Below are 23,606 nucleotides of genomic sequence, written 5' to 3' on the forward strand. Positions count from 1 at the left end.
GCTATATTAGCGATGATTAATGGACTAACGCTTTGTATGCAGAGATATCTCCCATGAGAACCCAACACCAGAGCCGCCGCGAACTGGACAAGATCGACCGCAACATTCTGCGCATCCTGCAGGAAGACGGGCGCATCAGCTTCACCGAACTGGGCGAGCGGGTCGGCCTGTCGACCACGCCCTGCACCGAGCGCGTCCGCCGCCTCGAGCGCGAAGGCATCATCATGGGCTACCACGCCCGCCTCAATCCGCAGCAACTCAAGGCCAGCCTGCTGGTGTTCGTCGAGATCAGCCTGGACTACAAGTCCGGCGATACCTTCGAGGAATTCCGCCGCGCCGTGCTCAAGCTGCCGCACGTGCTGGAATGTCACCTGGTCTCCGGCGACTTCGACTACCTGGTGAAGGCGCGCATCAACGAGATGGCCAGCTACCGCAAGCTGCTCGGTGACATCCTGCTCAAGCTGCCACATGTGCGCGAGTCGAAGAGCTACATCGTGATGGAAGAGGTGAAGGAGAGCCTGACCCTGCCGGTGCCGGAATAAAGCGAACTGAGCCTTGCAGGTGGAAACGCTCAGGTTAAAAAGCACAACGCCCGCGATTGCGGGTGTTCTGCTGTCTGCGGGCGAGATCGGCTCGTGCACAGCCGCGAGGCGTTTTCCGCCCTGGCAATGCTGGGTCTTGGCGCCTCGATGGGTGGACAAGCTGCGCCTTAGCTGGCGGTCGCCCCGGGCGTGCTGGAGGGCGGTGACCTTGCAGGGGGCAGCATGGGCTGAGCCATGACTTGCTGCGCATGGGCGGGGGCGTCGCCTCTATGCGGCGACGGACCGCTGGGTGATCTCGCTGCAATCGAGACAGGTCGCGCCCATGCAAAAGCCCGCAGCGTTGCGGGCTTTCTTGCGGCTTTGCCGATTACCAGAAGGTACCGCGCAGGGTCAGCATGTGGTTGCGTGGCTCACCGTACCAGTTGGCGGCAACCGAAGAACCTACTGTCGAATAATAGGTTTTGTCGAACACATTGTTGAGGTTGTAGGTGAGAGCCCAGTGATCATCGAGACGATACTCGGCCATGGCGTTCCACACGGCGTAGCCCGCCTGGCGATATTCATAGCTTTCGTTGCGAATGACCGCACCTGTGTTGTCCAGCACCGCTGCGGCTCCACTGACATAGTTGGCACTCTGCAGATTCACCCCGCCGCCGACTTTCAAGTCATTGAATTCGCCTGGTAGACGATATGTCGACCATAGCTTGAACAGGTGTTTGGGGGTCAGGCTGCTGAACACCGTGTTGTCGTTACGATTCTGGTTGTGGTTGTAGGTGTAACCCGCCATCAGGCTCCAGTCAGGAAGCAGCTCGCCGCTGACCTCCATGTCCACCCCCTTGCTGACCACTTCGCCCTGCGTCACATAGCAGCAGCTGCCGCCAAACGGAACGGTCGTTACCGGATAAGCAGGGTCCAGTACAGCCTCGTACTCACGCTTGGTGTAATACAGAGCGAAGGAAGTGTTGACGGCACCGCCCCACAGCTCCCCCTTGATACCGGTTTCGTAGGTCTTGCCGGTCATGGGCTCGATCGAGTTGCTGGACTCGGTACCCGGTGCAGGCGCTGGGCCTGCAAGTTTGTTCTGCTGTGGCTTGAAGATCTCCGAATAGCTGGCATACGCCGACCACTCATCACTCAGGTCGTATACCACGCCACCATATGGAACAACCTTGGTCGGCTCTCGGGTGGAAAGATAAGCCGGTGCAACGCCGCTTTCCTGATACGTCTGATAGAACTTGTACCGTTGCGCACGAGCACCCACGATCAGGTGCAGAGGTTCGGCCAGTTGCAGCCGCAGGGTCGAGTAGAGGCCGTACTGGATCTGGGTATTGGGGTTGTAATCAGCCAGCCAATCCTTGGTGGTGGGTGGCTTTGGCCACGGCGTGGAACCGGGGTCGAACACGTTGATTGGATCGAACGCGCCTGCCAGTTGCCCGGTGCCCCGCCATTGGCTGGTAATTCGCTGATGATCTGCCCCCATCAGGAACTCATGCTGGCGATCGAACAGGTTGAATTTACCCGCCAGGTTAACGTCCGCCAGTTGCTGATCGCTGCGGTAGCGCGCAACACTGCCGTAGCGCGTTGCCCCGGTGCCAGTCACCGGGTTGACACTGCCCACGTTGAATGCGCGCTTCTGCAGCCCGGAGTCCTGAGTCTGGGTGTAACTGACGTTGAGCTTCCAGTCATCCGACAGCTCGTGGTCGACCTTGGCAAACACCTCATCCGACCGACCGTCCTGGAACGCCCAGCTTTCGCTCAGGTTGGTATGACGCGGCAAACCGAGATCCTTGCCGTCGCTGTAGCGAGGCAGGCCGGCGCTGGCACCGTTCTCATTGATACGCTCGGAACGTCCACCAATGGTCAGGCGCGTGCTGGGCAGCACATCCGCCTCCAGGATGCCGTAAAGCGTAGGGCTCTGCGAACTGCGCTCATCCATGAAGTACTGCCTGTCGGCATAGGCCGCTACCAGTCGCCCCCTCAGCTTGCCGTCGAAGCCCATCGGCCCGGTGATGTCGACCTGGCTGCGGTAGTTGTCCCATGAACCTGCAGACGCCTCGAACTTCAATTGATAGGTGTCCAGAGGACGCTTGCGCACAAGGTTGATGATGCCGCCCGGATCGCCAGTGCCACCGAAAAGACCCGAGGCCCCACGCAGGACTTCGACGTGATCGAACTCGGCCAAGTTGTAGACCTTGCTTGAATAGAAGCTGCCCGCTGTAGTGCCCAGCGCCATGGGGGCTGCACCATCGATCTGGATGTTCTCGATGGCAAAGCCGCGGGAGTAAAAGTCGTTGATGCGCTCGTTCGAGTTGCGCACAGTGATACCTGGCGTCATCTTCATGGCATCGGTCAAATCGACCATGCCCTTGTCCTGAATCACCTGGTGAGTCACCACCGAAACCGACTGCGGCGTCTGGCGCAGGCTGGTCGGGGTCTTGGAGCCGACACTGGTCAGGCTGGGCGTGTAGGAGCCGGTGTTCTCGGTCATCTGCCCCATGCCCTGGCCCTGCACACTGATCACACCCAGATTCAGCGCACCACCGGATACCACCGGCTGGGTCACTGCATAGCTGCCATCGGCCGTCCGTTCGACACTGAGGCCAGAGCCTTGCAGCAAGCGCTGCAAAGCTTGATCCAGGCTCAGCTCGCCACTCAGGGCCGGCGCCTGCTGGCCAGCGGCAACATCAGTGGCAAACAGGATGCGGCTGCCGGTCTGCCCGGCCAGGGCGTTGAGCGCCTGGTCCAGCGGTTGCGCCGGCAGGTTCAGCGCGTGGGTGGCGTCCTGCGCATACAGAGTCTGAGCCAGCATGATGCCGGCAGCCAGCAATGAGAGACGGCTGAGCCGCGAGCGGTTCGATGGTGCGTTGGTGTTCATGAAGCTCCCCGTGACACGAATCAGAAATGACATTCACAGGGAGTGGCGGATCGACGCCGGGGAATGTTGAGGTGGTGATGCAAAAAATTCTCGTTATTTTTTGCGTCACCACCAGCCGCCTGTTCGACAAGAGTGGCGGCTGGCAAACCGGTCTGGGGGGACGAGCAGCAACGCCTTGCCGCAGCGTGCTCCCACGAAACCTGCACCGCGCCCCTCGCGATGAAATGCCGCGTCTAGCGCCCGCTGATCAGCACGCTACCATCGCCGCCCCGCACCATGACCACCGGCAGGATCGCCGGTAGCAGGTCGATCAACGATTCAACCGAGTCGCTGTCGAACTCACCGGATACCCGCAGCCTGCCGAGGCGCGCATCGGCCAGGCGAACCGGTGCCTGGCGATAGCGCTGGATATCGACGAGCACATCACGCAACGGCATACCGTCGAAACGCAGCTTGCCTTGCTGCCAGGCAGTGACCCGCCCCATGTCCGCCACTTCTATAGGGCCAACCCGCCCGGCACTGGCCAGCACTTGCTGACCACCATCCAGACGTTGCGCCGGCGATTCCTGGCTAGACACCTCGACCGCGCCCTCGATCACCGCGACCGCGACGCCCCGGCTGTCACTGCGCACGTTGAATACCGTGCCGATATCACGCACCGCCACACCCTGGCTGCGCACGATGAACGGCTTGTCTGCGTGCTCCACGGTGAAGGTCGCCTCGCCGTCCAGCAAGTCGATCTGCCGGCTGCGCAGGCGCCGCTCGACCCGCAGGTGCGTGGCGCTATTGAGCACGACCTGGCTGCCGTCGGCCAGTTGCAAACTCTCGCGCTGGCCAGTGGCGGTCCGTATGTCCTCGCTATGCCAGGCCGGGTCCAGCGTCCACAAGCCCGCAGCGAGCAGCAAGGCCGAAAGCCCGCCACCAAGCGCCTGCTTGCGCCGCCGTTGCCGCGCGCTCTGCGCCTTGGCCTCGGCCAACAGCGCATCGCGGGAGGGTACGCGCGTGCGCAAGGCCTGCTCGAAAGGCGCCAGAGGGTCGGCAGCCGACGCGTTGCTCTCCGGGCGAACAGGACTGCTCATTGCGTGCGGTACCGGCCAGCCAGGACCTGGCGCGCCGGCTCCCAGTCCCGGGCGATGGTGCGCATGGCCCGGGAAAAATGCTGAGTCACCATATTGACCGAGATATCCAGCTCAGCCGCGATCTCACGCTGCGGCATGCCATGGATACGGTGCAGGAGAAACACCTGGCGGGCTCGCGCCGGTAACGCCTCGATGATTGCCAGCAGCGCCTCCAGTTGCTGCTCGAAGCTCAGCGTCGCCGCGCCATCGAGTTCGTGCACATGCCAGTCCGGCACCTCGGCCGTTCGCTCGAAATAGGCATTGCGGGTGTTGTCGGCACGACGCCGATCGATGGCCCGATTGAAGGTGACACGACGCAGGAAGGCGAACGGCAGGTGCACCGGTTGCTGCGGTGGCTTTTCCAGCAATTGCACGCACACGTCGTGCACCACCTCGCGGGCGAACTGGCCACCCTGGAAGCGCCGGCGAATGTAGTCGACCAGGTCGTCATAATGCAGCGCCAGGGCGCCGATCAGTTCGACGTCGGGTGAGGACTTGGACATTGCGGATTATCGCTTCCAATTGAAAGTGAGTCGCATTATATCCAAGAAAAATGCCCCGCCTAGACCAGCACCTGCCGGGTACTGGCAATCAACTGATGCACCTGGCGTTCGACCTGTGGCTCGGTCGGCGTCTCGGGCCCACGCCCACGCGGGCACGGCAGGCTCGCCGTGGTGCCGAACAGCCGGCAGATCAACGGGCGCTGGTCATACACCTGGCAGCCCTGGGGGCCAAGGTGCACGCAGTTGAACTCGGCCAGCGCCGCGTCGTGCTCGGCGTCGCTCCTGACCGGCAGGCGCGCCATTTCCTCCGACGAGGCCGTTACCGGGCCGCAACAGTCGTGGCAACCGGGCACGCAGTCGAAACGCGGGATCTGCCGACGCAGGTGATCGATCTTGCGATTGGTACAACTCATCGGCGGCGCCCTGAAAGAAGGCGCGCATCTTAGCGTCAGCGGGAGAAATGATCACTTCACGCAGTTTTCCGGCGCGCCCTCTTGGCTAGCGGTGAGTGACGCGCTTATGCTGCGTCAAATTTTCCAAACACAAAAAACAGGATTCCGCACATGAACGCTCGCGTTCGCCAGCCGCAACCACACGCCGTGCATTCCGACCAGCACGCTGCCTCTTATTACGCCGCCACCGCCAACCGGGCGTTGAGCTATCCGGCACTGGCAGGCGAAACAGTGGCCGACGTGTGCATCGTCGGTGGTGGTTTTTCCGGGCTGAATACGGCCATCGAACTGGCTGAGCGCGGCTTCTCGGTGGTGCTGCTGGAAGCCCATAAGGTCGGTTGGGGTGCCAGCGGTCGCAATGGCGGGCAGTTGATTCGCGGCGTTGGCCACGATGTCGAGCAGTTCGCCCCCGTGCTCGGTGAAGACGGCGTGCGCGCGCTCAAGCTGATGGGCCTGGAAGCGGTGGAACTGGTCCGTCGACGGGTCGAGCACTTTCGCATCGATTGCGACCTGACCTGGGGCTACTGCGACCTGGCCAACACCCCCCGCGACCTGGCCGGTTTCGCCGAGGACCTGGAAGACCTGTGGAAGCTCGATTACCGCCACGAGGTACGCTTGCTGCAACCCGAGCAAATGCATGAAGTGGTTGGCTCCGACCGCTATGTCGGTGGCCTGATCGACATGGGCTCCGGGCATCTTCACCCACTCAACCTGGCGCTGGGCGAAGCCGCGGCAGCAGCCTCGCTGGGCGTGCGGTTGTTCGAAGACTCAGCGGTAACCCGCATCGACTACGGCCCGGAAGTGAAGGTGCATACCGCCAACGGACAGGTCCGGGCGCGTACCCTGGTGCTGGCCTGCAATGCCTACCTGAATGATCTGAATGCGGAAATCGGCGGCAAGGTGCTACCTGCTGGCAGCTACGTGATCGCCACCGAGCCGCTGTCACCGGCTCAGGCGCGCAGCCTGATCCCGCAGAACATGGCGCTGTGCGACCAGCGCGTGGCGCTCGACTACTACCGCCTCTCCGCGGACCGTCGCCTGCTGTTCGGCGGCGCCTGCCATTACTCCGGGCGCGACCCGGCCGACATCACCGCCTATATGCGGCCGAAGATGCTGCAGGTGTTCCCACAACTGGAAAATGTCGCCGTCGATTACCACTGGGGCGGCATGATCGGTATCGGTGCCAACCGTCTGCCGCAGATCGGCCGGCTCGCCGAGCAGCCCAATGTCTATTATGCCCAGGCCTATTCCGGGCATGGCCTGAATGCCACGCACCTGGCCGGCAAGCTGCTGGCCGACGCCATCAGTGGCGAACAGAGCACGGGATTCGACCTGTTCAACCAGGTACCCCACATGACCTTCCCCGGCGGCAAGTTGCTGCGCTCGCCACTGCTGGCGCTGGGCATGCTCTGGTATCAGGTCAAAGAGAAGCTGGGAATGTGACGCACCACCGTGAAGCCGCCCCGCAACGGGGACGGCTTCACGTCCGCTACATCAGGATCAGAATGCCAGACCGAGTTTCAGGCCGACCTGTTCCTGCTTGAGCTTGCTGCGCTCGGCGAAGGTGCTGCTGCTATCGAGCTGATAGCGAGTCTGGGTGTAGTACAGGCTGGTGCTGATCGGCAGGTTGTTGATGCCTTTGTTCCACAGCACGGTCAGCTCACCGTAAGGGTTGACCTTGTCCTTGAGGTCGACGGTGTCCGAGTCACCCGCTTCGAGCTTGCTACGGCCCTCGATGGAATAACGCGCACCCAGTTCCAGACGCACGGTGTAGTCCGGGGTCAGGTAGTTGTAGCCAAGGCCGGCCTTGGCGAATGGCGATTTGGTGGTCAGTTTGACGTCTTCCCTGCCCAGCCCGATGCGCACATCGTCATGCTGGACACGACCCCAGTCGTAACCGCCACCGATGATCCCATCGATGTAGTTGTTGGTGCTCAGCGCGGCACGCAGGCCCAGGTCGAACTCGGCGCGAGCCGACTTGTACTTGGTGTCATCCTTCTTGCCGTATTGCCCTTCGGCACCGATCTGGTAGATGAAACCTTCCTGGCCGGTGAGCTTGTTGCCGAAGTTGTAGTACAGGCCGCCCTGGTTGACCCGGGACTTGTCGCTTTCATCGAAAACGCTGAGCTTGTACTGGTTGTGCGAGCCGATCAGGCCCAGGTTGGAAATCGGGTCGGTCACCGAGTCGGCGTAGACGTGGGAGGCTCCAGCCAGGCAGAGGCCAAGGGCGGTGGTCGTGGTCAGTCCGTTCAAACGCATGGGTTAACTCCTTATCGATCGATTCATGAAGTGGCCATGCCGGTGATGCACCGAAATGGACCGCTCATGACGTGGACTCGAAGTGTTCCCATTGATTCGGGTTGATCGACGAACGGTCCCAGCCGCGACCTAGGGCCTTCCGCTGCTTTTGCGCGCTAACGCCACAAGCGCCAGAAAGGCATTTGTGCTTCGGCCTGAGCCTGCTCACGGGTCAGGCCGATGTCGCGCAACTGGCTGTCCGAGAGTTCGCCCAGGGCCCTGCGGGTGCGCCAGCGCCGCAGAAAAACACCCCAGCCTCCGGGGGCCTGCTTCGCCCTATCGCCGACCTCGCAACCCTGCAGGGATGGGCTGATCACCCTCTCGCTCAGGTCGCTCATAACCGTTCTCCTTGCCTTCATCTGTATGGAAATAGATGATGAACAACGCAATAGAACCATTACAGATCCAGCAGATCGCTATTATTTCCATACAGATGAGCCATATTTCTCTCTGAATTGAATATTGAAATGCCATCTGTACTGGTTTTGAGTTTCGCTTCAGCCGGGAGACCACCATGACCCGCTACCGCCTGCTGGCCGACGCCCTCAGCGCCCGCATCGAGCAGGGCCTGTACCGGCCCGGTGATCGCCTGCCGTCGGTGCGCGCGCTCAGCCTCGAGCACGGCGTCAGCCTGAGCACCGTGCAGCAAGCCTATCGCCACCTTGAGGACCAGGGCCTGGCCGTGCCACGCCCCAAGTCCGGGTACTTCGTGCCGATGACGCGCCGGGCGCCGGCGCTGCCCAATGTCAGTCGCACACCCCAGCGCCCCGTAGAGGTTTCGCAATGGGATCAGGTGCTGGAGCAGATCAGCAACGCGCCCTCCCCTGATCTGATCCAGCTCGGGCGTGGCCGCCCGGACATCAGCGGCCCCACTCTCAAACCGCTGCTGCGCTCGCTGTCGCGACTCAGTCGTCGCCAGGATGTCAGCACCCTGACCTACGGCAGCATCCATGGTGACCCCGCCTTGCGCGAGCAAGTGTCGCGCCTGATGCTGGATTCCGGCTGCCATATCCCCGCTGACGACATCATCATCACCACCGGTTGCCACGAAGCGCTGTCGGCCGCGATTCGTGCCGTGTGCGAGCCCGGCGATATCGTCGCAGTCGACTCGCCGAGCTTTCATGGCGTGATGCAGGCGCTCAAGGGTTTCGGCATGAAGGCTCTGGAACTGCCCAGCGACCCGCTCACCGGCATCAGCCTGAGCGCGCTGGAGCTGGCGCTCGAACAGTGGCCGATCAAGGCCATCCAGCTCACGCCCACCTGCAACAACCCGCTCGGCTACATCATGCCGGAGGCCAGCAAGCGTGCCCTGCTGAGCCTGGCACAGCGCTATGACGTGGCGATCATCGAGGACGATGTGTATGGCGAACTGGCGTACCACTACCCGCGGCCGCGCACCATCAAGTCATTCGATGAGGACGGTCGCGTGCTGCTGTGCAGCTCATTCTCGAAAACCCTGGCACCCGGCCTGCGTATCGGCTGGATCGCGCCCGGTCGTTACCGCGACCGTGTGCTGCACATGAAGTACATGGGCACCGGCTCGACCGCCCAGCTGCCGCAGATGGCGCTCGCCGAATTCATCGCCGGCGGCCACTACGAGCCGCACCTGCGGCGCATGCGCGCGCAGTACCAGCGCGGCCGCGACATGATGCTCGAGTGGATTGCCCGCTACTTTCCGACTACGGTCAAGGTCAGCCAACCGCAAGGCAGCTTCATGATCTGGGTGGAGATGCCGGATGGCTTCGACAGCCATCGCCTCAATCGCGAGCTGCAACAACATGGGGTGCAGATCGCCACGGGCAGCATCTTTTCCGCGTCCGGCAAGTTCCGTAATTGCCTGCGCATGAACTACGCCGCCAAGCCCAGCGCGCAGGTGGAAAACGCCGTGCGCCGAGTCGGCGAAACCATTGCCAGCCTGCTGGCAGCCCCTACAACCTGAATCATCACCGAGCATCAGCGTCCAAGCTCGACCATCCCACCCGTCACCGGAGGCTGCCGTGCACCGCGTCCTGCTGATCGCCCTGCTGCTCTGCCTGGGCGCCTGTGCCACGCCGCCGCAGATCCAGACCAGCCAGGCCATCCCCGCTGAACGCTCCAGCTTTGGCCAGCGCTTGCAGGCATTGGCCGCCGCGCATCCCGGGCAGTCGGGGTTTCGTTTGTTGCCGGCCAGCAACGAAGCCTTTGCCGCCCGCGCCGAACTGATTCGCGCCGCGCAGCACAGCCTCGATCTGCAGTACTACATCATTCACGACGGCCTCAGCACCCGCGCGCTGTTCGATGAAATTCTCACCGCCGCCGACCGTGGCGTTCGCGTGCGCCTGCTGATCGATGACACCAGCAGTGATGGGCGCGACTACCAGATCGCCCGTTTCGCCGCCCACCCGAATATCCAGGTACGCCTGTTCAACCCGCTGCACCTGGGACGGACCATGGGCATCACCCGCCTCTTGGGTCGCGCGCTGAACCTCGGCCAGCAGCACCGGCGCATGCACAACAAGCTGTGGCTGGCCGACAGCAGCGCGGCCATCGTCGGTGGGCGCAACCTGGGCGACGAGTACTTCGATGCCGAGCCCAACCTGAACTTCACCGATATCGACCTGCTCGCCGTCGGCCCCGTGGCGGAACAGCTGGCCCATAGCTTCGACCAGTACTGGAACAGCGCCCTGAGCAAGCCCGTGCAGCAGTTTGTCTGGCGCCAGGCGAAACCCGCCGAGGTGGAGCAGTCCCGGCAGCGCCTGCGGGGCTACCTGGCTCGCGCCCGACTGGAACAGAAAACCCTCTATGAACGCCTACTCGCCTACCGCCACACGCCTCAGCTTGAAACCTGGCTCAGTGAGCTGACCTGGGCCCATGGCAGCGCCCTGTGGGACGCACCCAGCAAGGTACTGGCCAGCGGCATACCAGACGCCCACCTGCTGCTGACCAGCCAGCTGCAGCCGGACCTAGAGCAACTCAGCGAAGAGCTGATCCTGGTCTCGGCGTACTTCGTGCCAGCCCCCGAAGGCCTCGGTTACCTGACCGCCCACGCCGATGCCGGAGTCGATGTGCGCCTGCTGACCAACTCGCTGGAAGCCACCGATGTACCCGCCGTACATGGCGGCTACGCGCCCTATCGCAAGGCGCTGCTGGAACATGGCATCCGTCTGTTCGAGATGCGCCGCCAACCCGACGGCGAAGGCCCGGTCGGTGGCTCTGGCGCACCCTACAGCTTCAGCGGTGCCTCCAACTCCAGCCTGCACAGCAAGGCAATGATCATCGACCAGCGCAAGGTGTTCATCGGCTCGCTCAACTTCGATCCGCGCTCGGTGCTGTGGAACACCGAGGTCGGCGTACTGATCGACAGCCCGCTCCTCAGCCAGCGCGTGCGTGAGCTGGCCTTGCAGGGCATGCAGCCGTCCCTCAGTTACGAGGTGCGCCTGACAGATGACGGCAAACGCCTGGTGTGGATTGCCGAGGACAACGGCCAGGAGCACGTTATCGAACAGGAACCGGGCGGTGCCTGGCGCCAGTTCAACGCCTGGTTCGCCCGGGTTATCGGGGTGGAGCGCCTGCTATGACGCTCAGCGGGTAGCACCGGAAGTCAGCAACTCATCATCGGAACGCCAGGCCAGCCAGATAAAGCCCGCCGCACCCACCGCCATCAACAGCGGCAACGCATGCCCACTTATCCACTGGCTGGCAGCGCCCGTGGCCAGCGGCCCGACCAGGCAGCCGATACCCCAGAGCTGGGCCACATGGGCATTGGCGCTCACCAGCTCATCGTCGCGGAAACGCTCGCCGATGAGGATCAGCGACAAGGTGAACAGGCCACCGGCACTGGCGCCGAACAGCACCCATAGCACCCAGATCAGCGGCGTATGCAGCAACAGCGGAACCCCCAGGCTGGACAGCAACAGCACCACGCCACAGCCGCGGAACAGCGTGCGCCGCGACATCTGATCGGCCAGCCAGCCAATGGGCAGTTGCAGGGCGGCATCACCGACTACCACCACGCTGGCCATCAGCAGCGCGACCTCCTGGGTGAAACCCTGGCGCAGGCCGTAGATCGGCAACAGCGTCAGCATCATTGCCTCGAAGGCGGCAAACAGCATCACCGCCCAGGCAATGGTCGGCATACGCCGGCAAAACACCAGCAGGTCACGCCCCGACGCACTGTGACCGCCCACACTCGGTGCGCCGGTGCGCCCCAGCAGCAACAGCGAACCGCCCACCAGCAGGCCAGTACCAACCCAGAACGCCAGATCACTGTCGGTACCCAGCACAGTCAGCAACAGTGGCCCGGACAGTTGGCTGAGGGCATAGCCAGTGCCATACAGGGCCACCAGGCGCCCGCGCAGGTGTTCGACGGCCAGTTGGTTGATCCAGCTTTCGCCGAGGATGAACACCACAGTCAGCGCCACGCCGATGAACAGACGCAAGCCAAGCCACACCGCATAGTTCTGTATCAACGCCAGCAGCACGATGGACATCGCCCCTACCAGCAGGCACGCCTGCATCAGGCGAGCGGTGCCGAGCCACGCAGCCAGCCGTCCGGCAATGGAAGCGCCGAGCAACACGCCAATCGCCGGCGTGGCCGCCATCACACCGATGGCGAACGACCCATGCCCCCAGCTTTCCAGGCGTAGCGATACCAGTGGCATGGTGACCCCAAGGGCCAGGCCGATGCTGATCACTGCCATGCAGACGGCGAAATAGGTGCCCCAACGCATTGTCATCATCGTCTCCAGCCAGGACGGCCCTCTATGCAAAACGGCCGGGTTTCCTTGCAGAAACCCGGCCGCAGGTTTGGCTCGCGAGAGCCGGCTCCCGGAGGAGCGGACCTTTCAATAACGCTATACGATCCTGTTGTCGAATCCACCATCAATCCAGAGCTTCGGGACTAAGGTCAGGCCAGGCGCCCCGCAGCTTTTAAGCGCAGCGTACTGCAGTACGTGAGCATTAAAAGCGAGGACACAACGCAGCATGACCGACGGCCCGGAGGTCGCCCAGAATGACTACAGCTTGATCCAGGTGGCCTTCAGTTCGGTGTACTTATCGAAGGCATGCAGCGACTTGTCGCGACCGTTGCCCGACTGCTTGAAGCCGCCGAACGGCGCGGTCATGTCACCGCCATCGTACTGGTTGACCCACACGCTGCCGGCACGCAGCGCCTTGGCGGTCAGGTGCGCCTTGGACAGGTTGCTGGTCCATACCGCAGCCGCCAGGCCATACACCGTGTCATTGGCGATCTGTACCGCTTCCTCGGCGCTATCGAAACCGATCACGGCCAGTACCGGGCCGAAGATTTCTTCCTTGGCGATGCGCATGGCATTGCTCACGCCATCGAACACCGTCGGCTCGACGTAGGTGCCGCCGGTCTCTTCCAGCACGCGCTTGCCGCCGGCCACCAGCCTGGCGCCATCGTCATGCCCGGCCTGGATATAGGCCAGCACGTTGTTCAGTTGCGTGGTATCGACCAGCGCGCCGACATTGGTTGCCGGGTCCAGCGGGTTGCCCGGCTTCCAGGTCTTGATCGCCTCGACCACCATGGGCACGAAGGTGTCCTTGATCGAATTCTCCACCAGCAGACGCGAGCCAGCCGTACAGACCTCGCCCTGGTTGTAGGCGATGGCGCTGGCGGCAGCCTCGGCAGCGGCCTTGAGGTCCGGCGCATCGGCGAAGACGATGTTCGGGCTCTTGCCACCGGCCTCCAGCCAGACGCGCTTCATGTTCGACTCACCGGCATAGATCATCAGTTGCTTGGCGATCTTGGTCGACCCGGTGAACACCAGGGTGTCGACATCCATATGCAAGGCCAGGGCCTTGCCCACGGTATGGCCGAAGCCCGGCAGCACGTTGAACACACCTGCCGGAATACCCGCCTCGATGGCCAGCTGGGCGATGCGGATACCGGTCAGCGGTGACTTCTCCGACGGTTTGAGAATCACCGAGTTGCCGGTCGCCAGCGCTGGACCGAGCTTCCAGCAGGTCATCAGCAGGGGGAAGTTCCATGGCACGATGGCCGCGACCACGCCAATCGGCTCGCGGGTGACCAGGCCCAGCTCGTTGTGAGCGGTGGCGGCCACTTCGTCATAGATCTTGTCGATGGCCTCACCGCTCCAGCGAATCGCTCGCGAGGCAGCCGGCACGTCGACCGCGGTGGAGTCGCCAATCGGCTTGCCCATGTCGAGGGTTTCCAGCAGCGCCAGTTCCTCGGTGTGGGCGTCGATCAGGTCGGCGAAGCGGATCATGATTTTCTTGCGCTCGACCGGTGCCAAGCGCGACCAGGCACCGGAGTCGAACGTGGCACGGGCATCCTGCACCGCCAGGTCGGCATCGGCCTGGTCACAGCTGGCAACCGGGCCGAGCAGACGACCGTCAACCGGGCTCAGGCAGTCGAACGTCGCCCCGGAGGCGGCCGCACGGTACTCGCCATGAATGAAGGCACGGCCCTCGAACTTCAGGTTCTGGGCGCGCTGCTCCCAATCGGCACGGGTAAGGCTCATAGCGGTATCCTCGGGTCGGAGCGTGTAGTGAATCGACCACACGCACGGGCAAATAGTCTGTCAGGCCGGGCAGCGGCCACCGTGCCGGCAACACTAAACCACCGGCAGGTGCCTTTTCAATATTTTTGACAAACGCCTGTTTATCGCCTTGCAATGTGCGTTTTATCAAACATAGACTCCAGACCAACCGCCCCAGCCAGCCCCCGGAAAGAACGATGAACATCGAGCAGATCGTCGATTTCGCCAGCAGCACCAGCACACCCGAGCACTATCGCCCCGCCGCGGAAAAGATCCTCAAGGGCGACCCCGAGCAGAGCGTTCGCAATCACTACGCCAGCCCCTGCGGTCAGTTCAACACCGGCATCTGGGAGGGCGCGGTCGGGCAGTGGACAGTCAACTACACCGAGCATGAATACTGCGAAATCCTTCAGGGGGTTTCCGTACTGCGCGATCAGCAGGGCAACGCCCGTACCGTACGCGCCGGTGACCGCTTCGTGATTCCAGCCGGGTTCTCCGGGACCTGGGAAGTACTGGAGCCGTGCAGAAAGGTCTATGTGATCTTCGAACAGGCCGCTGACTGAACCTGCGCGCCCAACCGCTAAATCACCGCCGTTAAGAATTTCCGGGAGAAATGTCTAGCGGCGCATCGCGGCAGCCGAAGGGTGACCGCCATGAATAGCCGGCCATAAAAAAACCCGCCATCAGGCGGGTTTTTCGCAAGGGCCGGATCAATTACTTGATCTTGGCTTCCTTGTAGGTCACGTGCTTGCGAACAACCGGATCAAATTTCTTGATCTCGATTTTGTCCGGGGTGGTGCGCTTGTTCTTGTCAGTGGTGTAGAAGTGGCCGGTACCGGCGCTGGACACCAAACGGATTAGTTCACGCATGACTTGCTCCTTAAACCTTTTCGCCGCGAGCGCGCAGCTCGGTCAGCACTACGTCAATGCCGCGTTTGTCGATGATGCGCATGCCTTTGGCAGAAACGCGCAGACGCACGAAACGCTTTTCAGACTCGACCCAGAAGCGGTGATGCTGCAGGTTCGGCAGGAAACGACGACGGGTTTTGTTGTTCGCGTGGGAAACGTTGTTCCCGGTTACCGGACCCTTACCGGTAACTTGACAGACTCTCGACATGCCTCAGCCCTCTAAAACCACATGCCCAACCCGGCATGGGTTGGCCGCTTGAACTAATAAAGTCATTTGGCGCTCTGCGCCGCGTTTCTCGGGGGGTCTTACCGGCCTCATCTGCTGGCGCAGTACCGGGCCCCTAGAAAAGAGCGCTGCTTTATACCAGAACACCCCCATCGCCGCAAGGCGAGATACGTGCTGCCAACAGCCACCCCTGCCATCGGAACCCCGGCTCGCCAGCGTTGGCAAGGCCAGCGGAAGACGACCGCTCGTCGCCACCGGCGATTGTCGCGCCCGCCATGTTGGTCTAGGTTAGGCGCTGGCCGGACGCTCAGGGTATCGCGCTCGGCCCGAACATCTCGCACGCCTCATCCCACAGGCCAGCCTTGGCGACCCCGATCTGGAGACACCTTTTATATATGCGCCTCGCTGCCCTGCTCCTGCTGCTCATCCCCATCCTTGGCCATGCCACCACACTCAGCGTGTGCACCGAGGCCAGCCCGGAAGGCTTCGATGTGGTCCGCTACAACGCGTTGACCACTACCAACGCCTCGGCGGACGTGCTGATGAATCGCCTGGTCGAATTCGATGCCACCAGCGGGCAACTGCGGCCCAGCCTGGCCGAACGCTGGGAGGTTTCCGCCGATGGCCTGACCTGGGACTTCCACCTGCGCACCGGCGTCCGCTTCCACAGCACACCCTGGTTCACCCCCGGCCGCCCCCTGAATGCCGAAGACGTGCTGTTCAGCTTCCAGCGCATGCTCGATCCCAACCATCCCTGGTACAAGACCTCGCCCAGCGGTTATCCCCATGCGCAATCGATGCAATGGCCGACGCTGATCACCCAGATCAGTGCGCCCGACCCACACACCGTACGCTTCACCCTGAAGCAGGCCGACGCCACTTTCCTCGCCAGCCTGAGCATGGGCTTCGCCTCCATCTACTCGGCCGAGTACGCCGCCCAACTGCTCAAGGCCGGTACGCCGGAGCGACTCAACCGCCAGCCAGTCGGTACCGGCCCCTTCGTGCTCAAGCGCTTTCAGCGCGACGCGGTGGTGCGCTATACCGCCAACCCCGATTACTTCGCCGGCAAGCCAGGTGTCGATGCCCTGGTATTCGCCATTACCCCGGAAGCCACCGTGCGCCTGCAGAAGCTGCGGCGTGGCGAGTGCCATATCGCACTCTCGCCCAAGCCCCTGGACGTGCGCAGCGCCCGCCTCGACCCGGCGCTGGCCATCAGCGAAACGCCAGCATTCATGACCGCCTTCGTCGCCATCAACAGCCAGCATCCGCCTTTGGACAAGCCCCAGGTGCGCCAGGCGATTAACCTGGCCTTCGACCGCGCCAGCTACCTCAAGGCTGTCTTCGAAGGCAGCGCCCAGCCAGCCCGCGGCCCGTTCCCGCCCACCACGTGGAGCTTTGCCAGCGACCTCCCGCGCTACCCGCACGCCCCGCAAAAAGCCCGCGAGCTACTGGCCGAGGTTGGTTTGGCAGAGGGTTTCCAGACCACCATCTGGACGCGCCCCTCCAGCAGCCTGCTCAACCCCAACCCCAGCCTCGGCGCGCAATTGCTGCAGGCCGATTTGGCGCAGATCGGCATCCGCGCACAGATCCGCGTGATCGAGTGGGGGGAGTTGATCCGCCGCGCCAAGGCGGGCGAACACGACCTGCTGTTCATGGGCTGGGCCGGTGACAACGGCGATCCGGACAACTTTCTCAGTCCGCAATTTTCCTGCGCCGCCGTGCAGACGGGCACCAACTTTGCCCGCTACTGCGATGCCAGCCTCGACCGCCTGATTGCCGAGGGCAAGACCCGCAGCGCCCAGGCCCAACGCAGCACCGCCTATCACGCCGCACAGCAGATCATCGAAGAGCAGGCGCTGTGGCTACCACTGGCCCACCCGACCGCCAGCGTACTGCTGAGCACGCGGGTCGAGGGCTATCAGGCCAACCCATTCGGCCGCCAGGACTTCTCCCGCGTGCAGCTCAAGCAAGAACGCTAGTCGGCTTACCCCGGGCGCAGGTAGCGTTTTCTACCCGTAGAGCGCGCCATGCCCACCGTGGCTGGATTACAGGGGCGCACAACCTGCAACAGCTGACCTACATCCTGCACGAAGCCCCTCAGACCCACCCTCGTTCTGCCATGGACAGCGGCTCGCCATCTCCCACGACGAAATGATCGAGCACTCGCACCTCGACCAATGCCAGTGCCTCCTTGAGCCGCTCGGTAAGCAGTCGATCTGCCTGGCTCGGTTCCGCCACGCCAGAGGGGTGGTTGTGCACCAGAATCACCGCCGCCGCATTCTGCGCCAGACAACGTTTAACCACCTGGCGCGGGTAGACACTGGCACCGTCGATGCTGCCATGGAACAGCGCTTCGAATTCGATCACCCGGTGCTTGGCATCGAGGAACAGGCAGCCAAACACCTCGTGGGGCTCATGGCGCAGGCGCGCCTTGAGGTAGTCGCGCACCGCTTGCGGGCTTTCCAGTACGGAGTCGCGGCGCAGCCGCTCGGCCAGATGGCGCCGGCCCATCTCCAGTACCGCCTGCAACTGGGCGTATTTCGCTGGCCCAAGGCCAAGGCGCTGACTGAATCCTGGCAGGTCCGCCTCAAGCAGCGCCCGCAAACTGCCGAAGTCATTCAGCAGGTGCCGAGCCAGATCGACCGCGCTCTGCCCGGTAACCCCGGTGCGCAGGAAAATCGCCAGCAATTCGGCATCGGTCAGTGCCGCTGCCCCCAGGTCCAACAGTTTCTCCCGCGGACGCTCCGCCGCAGGCCAATCGCGAATACTCATGACATCTCCCTGTCGTTGCGGCCCGCTGTTCCCCTGCGGGCCCTGTGCTATCTTAGCCCAACTTTTTTGCGCGGCGATTGGCCTGGGGAGGCGTCGTCGCCGCAGCGCAACCCACCCTTCATTTAAGGCAGGCCTATGCAGCGGCTGTATCGGAAACGCATCGTCCTGGGCGTCGGCGGCGGCATCGCCGCCTACAAGAGCGCGGAGCTGGTACGCCGCTTGCGCGACCAGGGCGCCGAAGTCCGCGTGGTCATGACCCGCGGTGGACGCGAATTCATCACCCCACTGACCTTGCAGGCACTGTCTGGCCACCCGGTACACCTCGACCTGCTCGACCCGGAAGCGGAAGCCGCCATGGGCCACATCGAGCTGGCCCGCTGGGCCGACCTGGTTCTGGTTGCGCCGGCTACCGCCGACCTGATCGCGCGCCTGGCACAAGGCGTTGCCGACGACCTGCTGAGCACCCTGGTGCTGGCCACCGACGCCCCCGTCGCCCTCGCGCCGGCGATGAACCAAGCCATGTGGCGTGATCCGGCCACCCAGGCCAATACCCAACTCCTTGAGCAACGTGGCATCCGCCTGTTCGGCCCAGCGGCCGGCAGCCAAGCCTGTGGCGATGTCGGCCCAGGCCGCATGCTTGAAGCCGAAGAACTGGCCCAGCGCGCCGCCGACTGCTTCGTCGGCCAGGCCCTGACCGGCGTGCATGTGCTGATCACCGCCGGCCCTACCCAGGAAAACATCGACCCGGTGCGTTACATCACCAACCACAGCTCCGGCAAGATGGGTTTCGCCCTCGCTGAAGCTGCGGTGGAAGCAGGCGCACGCGTCACCCTGATCACCGGCCCGGTGCACCTGCCGACGCCAGACCGGGTCGAGCGCATCGATGTGGTCAGCGCGCGCGACATGCTTGCAGCCTGCGAGGCGGCGATGCCCTGCGACCTGCTGATCGCCTCTGCTGCCGTCGCCGACTACCGCCCGGAAGTGGTGGCCCAGCACAAACTGAAGAAAGACCCGAGCACCGGTGACGGGCTGCTCCTGCAACTGGTACGCAACCCGGACATCCTCGCCACGCTCGCCGGACGCGCGGACCGCCCCTTCAGCGTCGGCTTTGCCGCAGAAACCGAGAACCTGCTCGGCTATGCTGCACGCAAGCTCAAGGACAAGAACCTCGACCTGATCGTTGCCAACGACGTGGCCAACCCGACCATTGGCTTCAACAGCGAAGAGAACGCCATCACCATCATCGACCGCGAGTTGCAGGCCAGCAGTTTTGCCCAGACCAGCAAGAGCAAGATCGCCCGGCAACTGGTGAGCTTCATCGCCGAGCGCCTGAACCGCGCCTGACTTACCTTTCATCTACAAGGCCCGCCATGCACGCTTTGCAAGCCAAGATTCTCGATCCCCGCCTGGGCAATGAATTCCCCCTGCCGCAGTACGCCACGCCGGGTTCGGCCGGCCTCGACCTGCGTGCCATGCTGAAAGAGGACCAGGTACTGGAGCCGGGCCAGACGCTGCTGATTCCCACGGGCCTGTCGATCTACATCGGCGATCCGGGCCTGGCGGCGCTGGTCCTGCCACGTTCGGGACTGGGCCACAAACACGGCATCGTGCTGGGCAACCTGGTCGGCCTGATCGACTCGGATTACCAGGGTGAGCTGATGGTGTCGTGCTGGAACCGCGGGCAAACCCCATTCACCATTGCCGTCGGCGAGCGCATTGCCCAACTGGTACTGGTGCCCGTGGTGCAAGCGCATTTCGAGCTGGTCGACACCTTCGATGAAAGTCGGGGGCACCTCAGCCAGCGCGGCGCGGGCGGCTTCGGCCACTCAGGTAGCCACTAAGCTCAATTTTTTCAGGATGAACTGCCCGGGAGACGTTCGTGAAACTCTTCAAGCGCACTGCCAAGGACAATGACACTTCCCCACTGGTAAGTGCCGGTGAACAACCCCAGGCCGCCAAACCCAGGAGTGACCACAAGGCCCTGTTGCCTGGCGGTATCGCCGTGGTGGCGGGCATGCTCGCGGCCGCACTGATCCTCTGGTTCAGCCTGGACGGCAGCAGTCGCCAGGAACAGCAGCGCCTGGTCCAGGCCTGGGGTGGCAGCCAGGCCGGCGCGCTCAAGCAGGCGCTGCAGCAGTTGCAGGCCGATACGCTTGCCGCCGCACGCGACCCATCCCTGCAAACCGCCCTGCAAAGCGAAGATCGCAGCCTGATCGGCGCAGCGGAACGCAGCCTGCAACACTGGCAGGGCATCGTCGACGCTCACCTGAACGCCCCAGGCCGGGCCGCGCTGGATGTCGGCCGTAGCGGCCCTATGAACTTCGCCGCGCTCGACCTGGTCAGGCGCCTGGAGAACGGCCAGCAGCCGGCCCCCGAAGCCTACAAGGTCGGTGAGCGCTGGCTGGTCTACAGCGTGGCGCCACTGCGCAGCTCGGACAACGGTCCGCTGCAGGGCACCCTGCTGCTGGTGGTCGACATCGACCGACTGCTCAATGCCTTGCCGCCCCTGGCGCCCGGTGTCGGCCAGCTCCAACTGAGCCAGCAGTTCAACAAGGGCACCCCGCAAATCCTCGCGCTACGCGGTGAGGCCGCCTCGGGCGAGCCCGTGCAATTTGCCACAGGCAACCCGAACTGGACGCTGACCTTTAGTGTCGGCAGCACCTTGTCCGCCCCGCCGATTGCACCGGCCATGCTCGCACTGGCCATCATCCTTGCCTTGGGCGGCGCCCTCCTTGGCCTGTACCTGACCCGCAATCACCTGCTCGGGCAGTTGCGCGGCGACGTGCACCAATTAGCACAGATGCTCAAGGAGCTTTCCGCCGGAAAGTCGGTCAAAGCCTTCAGCCTGCGCCTGCCCGCCCTCGATGGACTGGGCCAGGCCATGGCCCGCCTGCCACGCCGCAAGCAGGACAGCCCAAGCACCGACGGCGGCGCCCACAGCGCCACGGTCAAGACGGAGACGCCACTCAAGCCCGCGCAACTGGCAGACCCGCTGTTCCAAGACACCGACATACTCGATATCGACATTCTTGACGAAGACCAGGATCTCCTGGGACTGGAGCAAACTTTCATGGCTGACGCCACACAGACGCCCCCCAACCTGCCCGCTACCATCTTCCGCGCCTATGACATTCGCGGCGTGGTCGGCGACACCCTGACCGACGAAGCCGCCTACTGGATCGGGCGCGCCATCGGCTCGGAAAGCCTGGCCAAGGGCGAGCCCAATGTCGCTGTCGGCCGTGACGGCCGCCTGTCTGGCCCACAACTTGTCCAACAGTTGATTCAGGGTCTGCTCGACTGCGGCTGCCACGTCACCGATATCGGTATGGTGCCGACACCGGCCCTGTATTTCGCCACCCATGTACTCGAAGGCAAGTCCGGGGTCATGCTCACCGGCAGCCACAACCCGCCGGACTACAACGGCTTCAAGATCGTCATTGCCGGCGACACTCAGGCCAATGAACAGATTCAGGCACTGAAAACCCGCATCGACAACAACGACCTGGCCAGCGGTACCGGTACCGTCGAGCAAGTCGACATCCTCGAGCGCTACTTCAAGCAGATCGTCGGCGACATCGCCCTGGCCAAGCCACTGAAAGTAGTGGTCGACTGCGGCAACGGCGTCGCCGGGGTGATCGCCCCCCGTCTGATCGATGCCCTGGGTTGCACCGTGATCCCGCTGTTCTGCGATGTCGACGGCAACTTCCCCAACCACCACCCGGACCCGGGCAAGCCGGAAAACCTGGTCGACCTGATTGCCCGCGTAAAAGCCGAAGGCGCCGACCTGGGGCTGGCCTTCGATGGCGATGGCGACCGCGTCGGCGTGGTCACCAACCTCGGCAACATGGTCTTCCCGGATCGCCTGATGATGCTGTTCGCCAAGGACGTGGTATCACGCAACCCCGGCGCGGACATCATCTATGACGTCAAATGCACCCGCCGCCTAGGCGCGCTGATCAGCGGCTACGGCGGCCGCCCGGTGATGTGGAAAACCGGTCACTCGCTGATCAAGAAAAAAATGCGTGAAACCGGCGCCTTGCTGGCCGGCGAAATGAGCGGGCATATCTTCTTCAAGGAGCGCTGGTTCGGCTTCGACGACGGCATCTATGCCGCTGCGCGCCTGCTGGAAATCCTCAGCCAGGACAAACGCGACGCCGAACATGTGTTCTCCGCCTTCCCGAGCGATATTTCCACGCCGGAGATCAACATCACCGTGACCGACGAGAATAAATTCCGTCTGATCGACAGACTGCAACGCGACGGCGTCTGGGGTGAAGCCAACCTGACCACCCTGGACGGCGTGCGCGTCGACTACCCGAAAGGCTGGGGCCTGGTCCGCGCCTCCAACACTACCCCGGTGCTGGTACTGCGCTTCGAAGCCGAGACCGAAGAAGAGCTGGCGCGCATCAAGGAAGTTTTCCGCGCCCAGCTCTACACCGTCGCCCCTGAACTCAACCTGTCGTTCTGATCTGCCCTGGAGCTTTCGCTGCAATGACCCTCAACCGTGATGCCGCTACCCAAGTCGCCAAAGTCCTGTCCGAGGCACTGCCCTATATCCGGCGCTTCGTCGGCAAGACCCTGGTGATCAAGTACGGCGGCAACGCCATGGAAAGCGAAGAGCTCAAGGAAGGCTTCGCCCGCGACATCGTGCTGATGAAGGCGGTCGGCATCAATCCCGTGGTGGTGCATGGTGGCGGCCCGCAGATCGGCGACCTGCTCAAGCGCCTGTCCATCGAGAGCCACTTCATCGACGGCATGCGCGTGACCGATACGGCCACCATGGACGTGGTGGAGATGGTCCTCGGCGGCCAGGTCAACAAGAGCATCGTCAACCTGATCAACCGTCACGGCGGCAGCGCCATCGGCCTGACCGGCAAGGATGCAGAGCTGATCCGCGCGAAGAAACTCACCGTCAGCCGCCAGACCCCGGAAATGACCCAGCCGGAAATCATCGACATTGGCCACGTTGGCGAGGTGGTCGGCATCAATACCGACCTGCTGAACATGCTGGTCAAGGGCGACTTCATCCCGGTGATCGCCCCGATCGGGGTGGGCGCGGATGGCGAGTCCTACAACATCAACGCCGACCTGGTCGCCGGCAAGGTGGCGGAAGCGCTACGAGCAGAGAAGCTGATGCTGCTGACCAACATCGCCGGCCTGATGAACAAGCAGGGCGAAGTACTGACCGGCCTGACCACCGAGCAGGTCGACGAACTGATCGCCGACGGCACCATCTACGGCGGCATGCTACCGAAGATCCGCTGCGCCCTGGAGGCCGTGCAAGGTGGCGTGACCAGCGCCCATATCATCGATGGCCGCGTGCCGAATGCCGTGTTGCTGGAGATCTTCACTGACAGTGGCGTGGGCACGCTGATCAGCAACCGCAAGCAGCACTTCTGATCGAGCCA

Annotated in this window: 21 protein-coding genes; 10 read left to right on the forward strand and 11 right to left on the reverse strand. The window is 63.3% G+C overall.

Annotated elements, in window-relative coordinates:
- Positions 1–53: 53 nt before the first annotated feature.
- Positions 54–542: a transcriptional regulator DadR gene (gene dadR, locus ACWPW0_RS21835; RefSeq protein ID WP_160077865.1), complete on the forward strand. Its 489-nt coding sequence runs from the start codon at positions 54–56 to the stop codon at positions 540–542.
- Positions 543–909: 367 nt separating this feature from the next.
- On the opposite strand, the gene ACWPW0_RS21840 is transcribed toward dadR, so the two are convergent.
- From ACWPW0_RS21840 to ACWPW0_RS21855, 4 genes are all read right to left on the reverse strand, one after another.
- The gene (locus tag ACWPW0_RS21840; protein WP_454256538.1) at positions 910–3,417 is read right to left on the reverse strand and encodes a TonB-dependent siderophore receptor; all 2,508 of its coding nucleotides are present in this window, start codon (positions 3,415–3,417) and stop codon (positions 910–912) included.
- A gap of 233 nt (positions 3,418–3,650) precedes the next feature.
- Positions 3,651–4,496: a FecR family protein gene (locus tag ACWPW0_RS21845; RefSeq protein WP_454256539.1), complete on the reverse strand. Its 846-nt coding sequence runs from the start codon at positions 4,494–4,496 to the stop codon at positions 3,651–3,653.
- On the reverse strand, positions 4,493–5,038 hold the full coding sequence (locus ACWPW0_RS21850; protein ID WP_454256540.1) for an RNA polymerase sigma factor: 546 nt from the start codon (positions 5,036–5,038) through the stop codon (positions 4,493–4,495). The genes ACWPW0_RS21845 and ACWPW0_RS21850 overlap by 4 nt, the downstream gene beginning before the upstream one ends.
- Positions 5,039–5,097: 59 nt before the next feature.
- Positions 5,098–5,451: a YkgJ family cysteine cluster protein gene (locus ACWPW0_RS21855; protein ID WP_447595047.1), complete on the reverse strand. Its 354-nt coding sequence runs from the start codon at positions 5,449–5,451 to the stop codon at positions 5,098–5,100.
- 150 nt (positions 5,452–5,601) lie between these two features.
- On the opposite strand from ACWPW0_RS21855, the gene ACWPW0_RS21860 reads away from it, so the two are divergent.
- Complete coding sequence (locus tag ACWPW0_RS21860; protein WP_454256541.1) at positions 5,602–6,933, forward strand: NAD(P)/FAD-dependent oxidoreductase; 1,332 nt, start codon at positions 5,602–5,604, stop codon at positions 6,931–6,933.
- A gap of 57 nt (positions 6,934–6,990) precedes the next feature.
- On the opposite strand, the gene ACWPW0_RS21865 is transcribed toward ACWPW0_RS21860, so the two are convergent.
- Both ACWPW0_RS21865 and ACWPW0_RS21870 read right to left on the reverse strand, forming a co-directional pair.
- Positions 6,991–7,749: a hypothetical protein gene (locus tag ACWPW0_RS21865; RefSeq protein ID WP_447595051.1), complete on the reverse strand. Its 759-nt coding sequence runs from the start codon at positions 7,747–7,749 to the stop codon at positions 6,991–6,993.
- Between the two features lie 155 nt (positions 7,750–7,904).
- Positions 7,905–8,126: a DUF1127 domain-containing protein gene (locus ACWPW0_RS21870; RefSeq protein WP_454256542.1), complete on the reverse strand. Its 222-nt coding sequence runs from the start codon at positions 8,124–8,126 to the stop codon at positions 7,905–7,907.
- Between the two features lie 176 nt (positions 8,127–8,302).
- On the opposite strand from ACWPW0_RS21870, the gene ACWPW0_RS21875 reads away from it, so the two are divergent.
- Positions 8,303–9,727 (forward strand): aminotransferase-like domain-containing protein, encoded by a 1,425-nt coding sequence (locus tag ACWPW0_RS21875; protein WP_454256543.1) that lies wholly within the window; start codon positions 8,303–8,305, stop codon positions 9,725–9,727.
- A 58-nt stretch (positions 9,728–9,785) separates the two neighbouring features.
- Positions 9,786–11,345 carry a phospholipase D family protein gene (locus ACWPW0_RS21880; RefSeq protein WP_454256544.1) on the forward strand — a complete coding sequence of 520 codons (1,560 nt, stop codon included), beginning with the start codon at positions 9,786–9,788 and terminating at the stop codon, positions 11,343–11,345.
- A 3-nt stretch (positions 11,346–11,348) separates the two neighbouring features.
- Here ACWPW0_RS21880 and ACWPW0_RS21885 read toward each other — a convergent pair whose 3' ends face one another.
- Both ACWPW0_RS21885 and ACWPW0_RS21890 read right to left on the reverse strand, forming a co-directional pair.
- Positions 11,349–12,497 (reverse strand): MFS transporter, encoded by a 1,149-nt coding sequence (locus ACWPW0_RS21885; RefSeq protein ID WP_454256781.1) that lies wholly within the window; start codon positions 12,495–12,497, stop codon positions 11,349–11,351.
- Between the two features lie 285 nt (positions 12,498–12,782).
- Positions 12,783–14,273 (reverse strand): aldehyde dehydrogenase, encoded by a 1,491-nt coding sequence (locus tag ACWPW0_RS21890; RefSeq protein WP_454256545.1) that lies wholly within the window; start codon positions 14,271–14,273, stop codon positions 12,783–12,785.
- 215 nt (positions 14,274–14,488) lie between these two features.
- On the opposite strand from ACWPW0_RS21890, the gene ACWPW0_RS21895 reads away from it, so the two are divergent.
- A complete protein-coding gene (locus ACWPW0_RS21895; protein WP_454256546.1) occupies positions 14,489–14,854 on the forward strand; it encodes a cupin domain-containing protein in 366 nt (121 codons plus the stop codon).
- Positions 14,855–15,005: 151 nt separating this feature from the next.
- On the opposite strand, the gene rpmG is transcribed toward ACWPW0_RS21895, so the two are convergent.
- Both rpmG and rpmB read right to left on the reverse strand, forming a co-directional pair.
- Positions 15,006–15,161 (reverse strand): 50S ribosomal protein L33, encoded by a 156-nt coding sequence (gene rpmG / locus ACWPW0_RS21900; protein ID WP_083723973.1) that lies wholly within the window; start codon positions 15,159–15,161, stop codon positions 15,006–15,008.
- A gap of 10 nt (positions 15,162–15,171) precedes the next feature.
- Positions 15,172–15,408 carry a 50S ribosomal protein L28 gene (gene rpmB, locus ACWPW0_RS21905; RefSeq protein WP_447595061.1) on the reverse strand — a complete coding sequence of 79 codons (237 nt, stop codon included), beginning with the start codon at positions 15,406–15,408 and terminating at the stop codon, positions 15,172–15,174.
- A gap of 413 nt (positions 15,409–15,821) precedes the next feature.
- Between rpmB and ACWPW0_RS21910 the strand changes: the two genes are divergently transcribed.
- The gene (locus ACWPW0_RS21910) at positions 15,822–17,405 is read left to right on the forward strand and encodes an ABC transporter substrate-binding protein (RefSeq protein WP_447595063.1); all 1,584 of its coding nucleotides are present in this window, start codon (positions 15,822–15,824) and stop codon (positions 17,403–17,405) included.
- Positions 17,406–17,523: 118 nt separating this feature from the next.
- On the opposite strand, the gene radC is transcribed toward ACWPW0_RS21910, so the two are convergent.
- Positions 17,524–18,198, reverse strand: coding sequence for a RadC family protein (gene radC / locus ACWPW0_RS21915; RefSeq protein WP_447595065.1), 675 nt, complete (start codon positions 18,196–18,198; stop codon positions 17,524–17,526).
- A 135-nt stretch (positions 18,199–18,333) separates the two neighbouring features.
- Between radC and coaBC the strand changes: the two genes are divergently transcribed.
- From coaBC to argB, 4 genes are all read left to right on the forward strand, one after another.
- Positions 18,334–19,542: a bifunctional phosphopantothenoylcysteine decarboxylase/phosphopantothenate--cysteine ligase CoaBC gene (coaBC, locus tag ACWPW0_RS21920; RefSeq protein WP_454256547.1), complete on the forward strand. Its 1,209-nt coding sequence runs from the start codon at positions 18,334–18,336 to the stop codon at positions 19,540–19,542.
- Positions 19,543–19,568: 26 nt separating this feature from the next.
- On the forward strand, positions 19,569–20,039 hold the full coding sequence (gene dut, locus ACWPW0_RS21925; RefSeq protein WP_447595068.1) for a dUTP diphosphatase: 471 nt from the start codon (positions 19,569–19,571) through the stop codon (positions 20,037–20,039).
- Between the two features lie 1,229 nt (positions 20,040–21,268).
- The gene (algC, locus tag ACWPW0_RS21930) at positions 21,269–22,666 is read left to right on the forward strand and encodes a phosphomannomutase/phosphoglucomutase (protein ID WP_454256782.1); all 1,398 of its coding nucleotides are present in this window, start codon (positions 21,269–21,271) and stop codon (positions 22,664–22,666) included.
- A 23-nt stretch (positions 22,667–22,689) separates the two neighbouring features.
- Positions 22,690–23,598, forward strand: a complete 909-nt coding sequence (gene argB, locus ACWPW0_RS21935; protein ID WP_454256548.1) for an acetylglutamate kinase — start codon at positions 22,690–22,692, stop codon at positions 23,596–23,598.
- Positions 23,599–23,606: the final 8 nt, after the last annotated feature.

Source organism: Pseudomonas sp. Marseille-Q8238 (assembly GCF_965111915.1).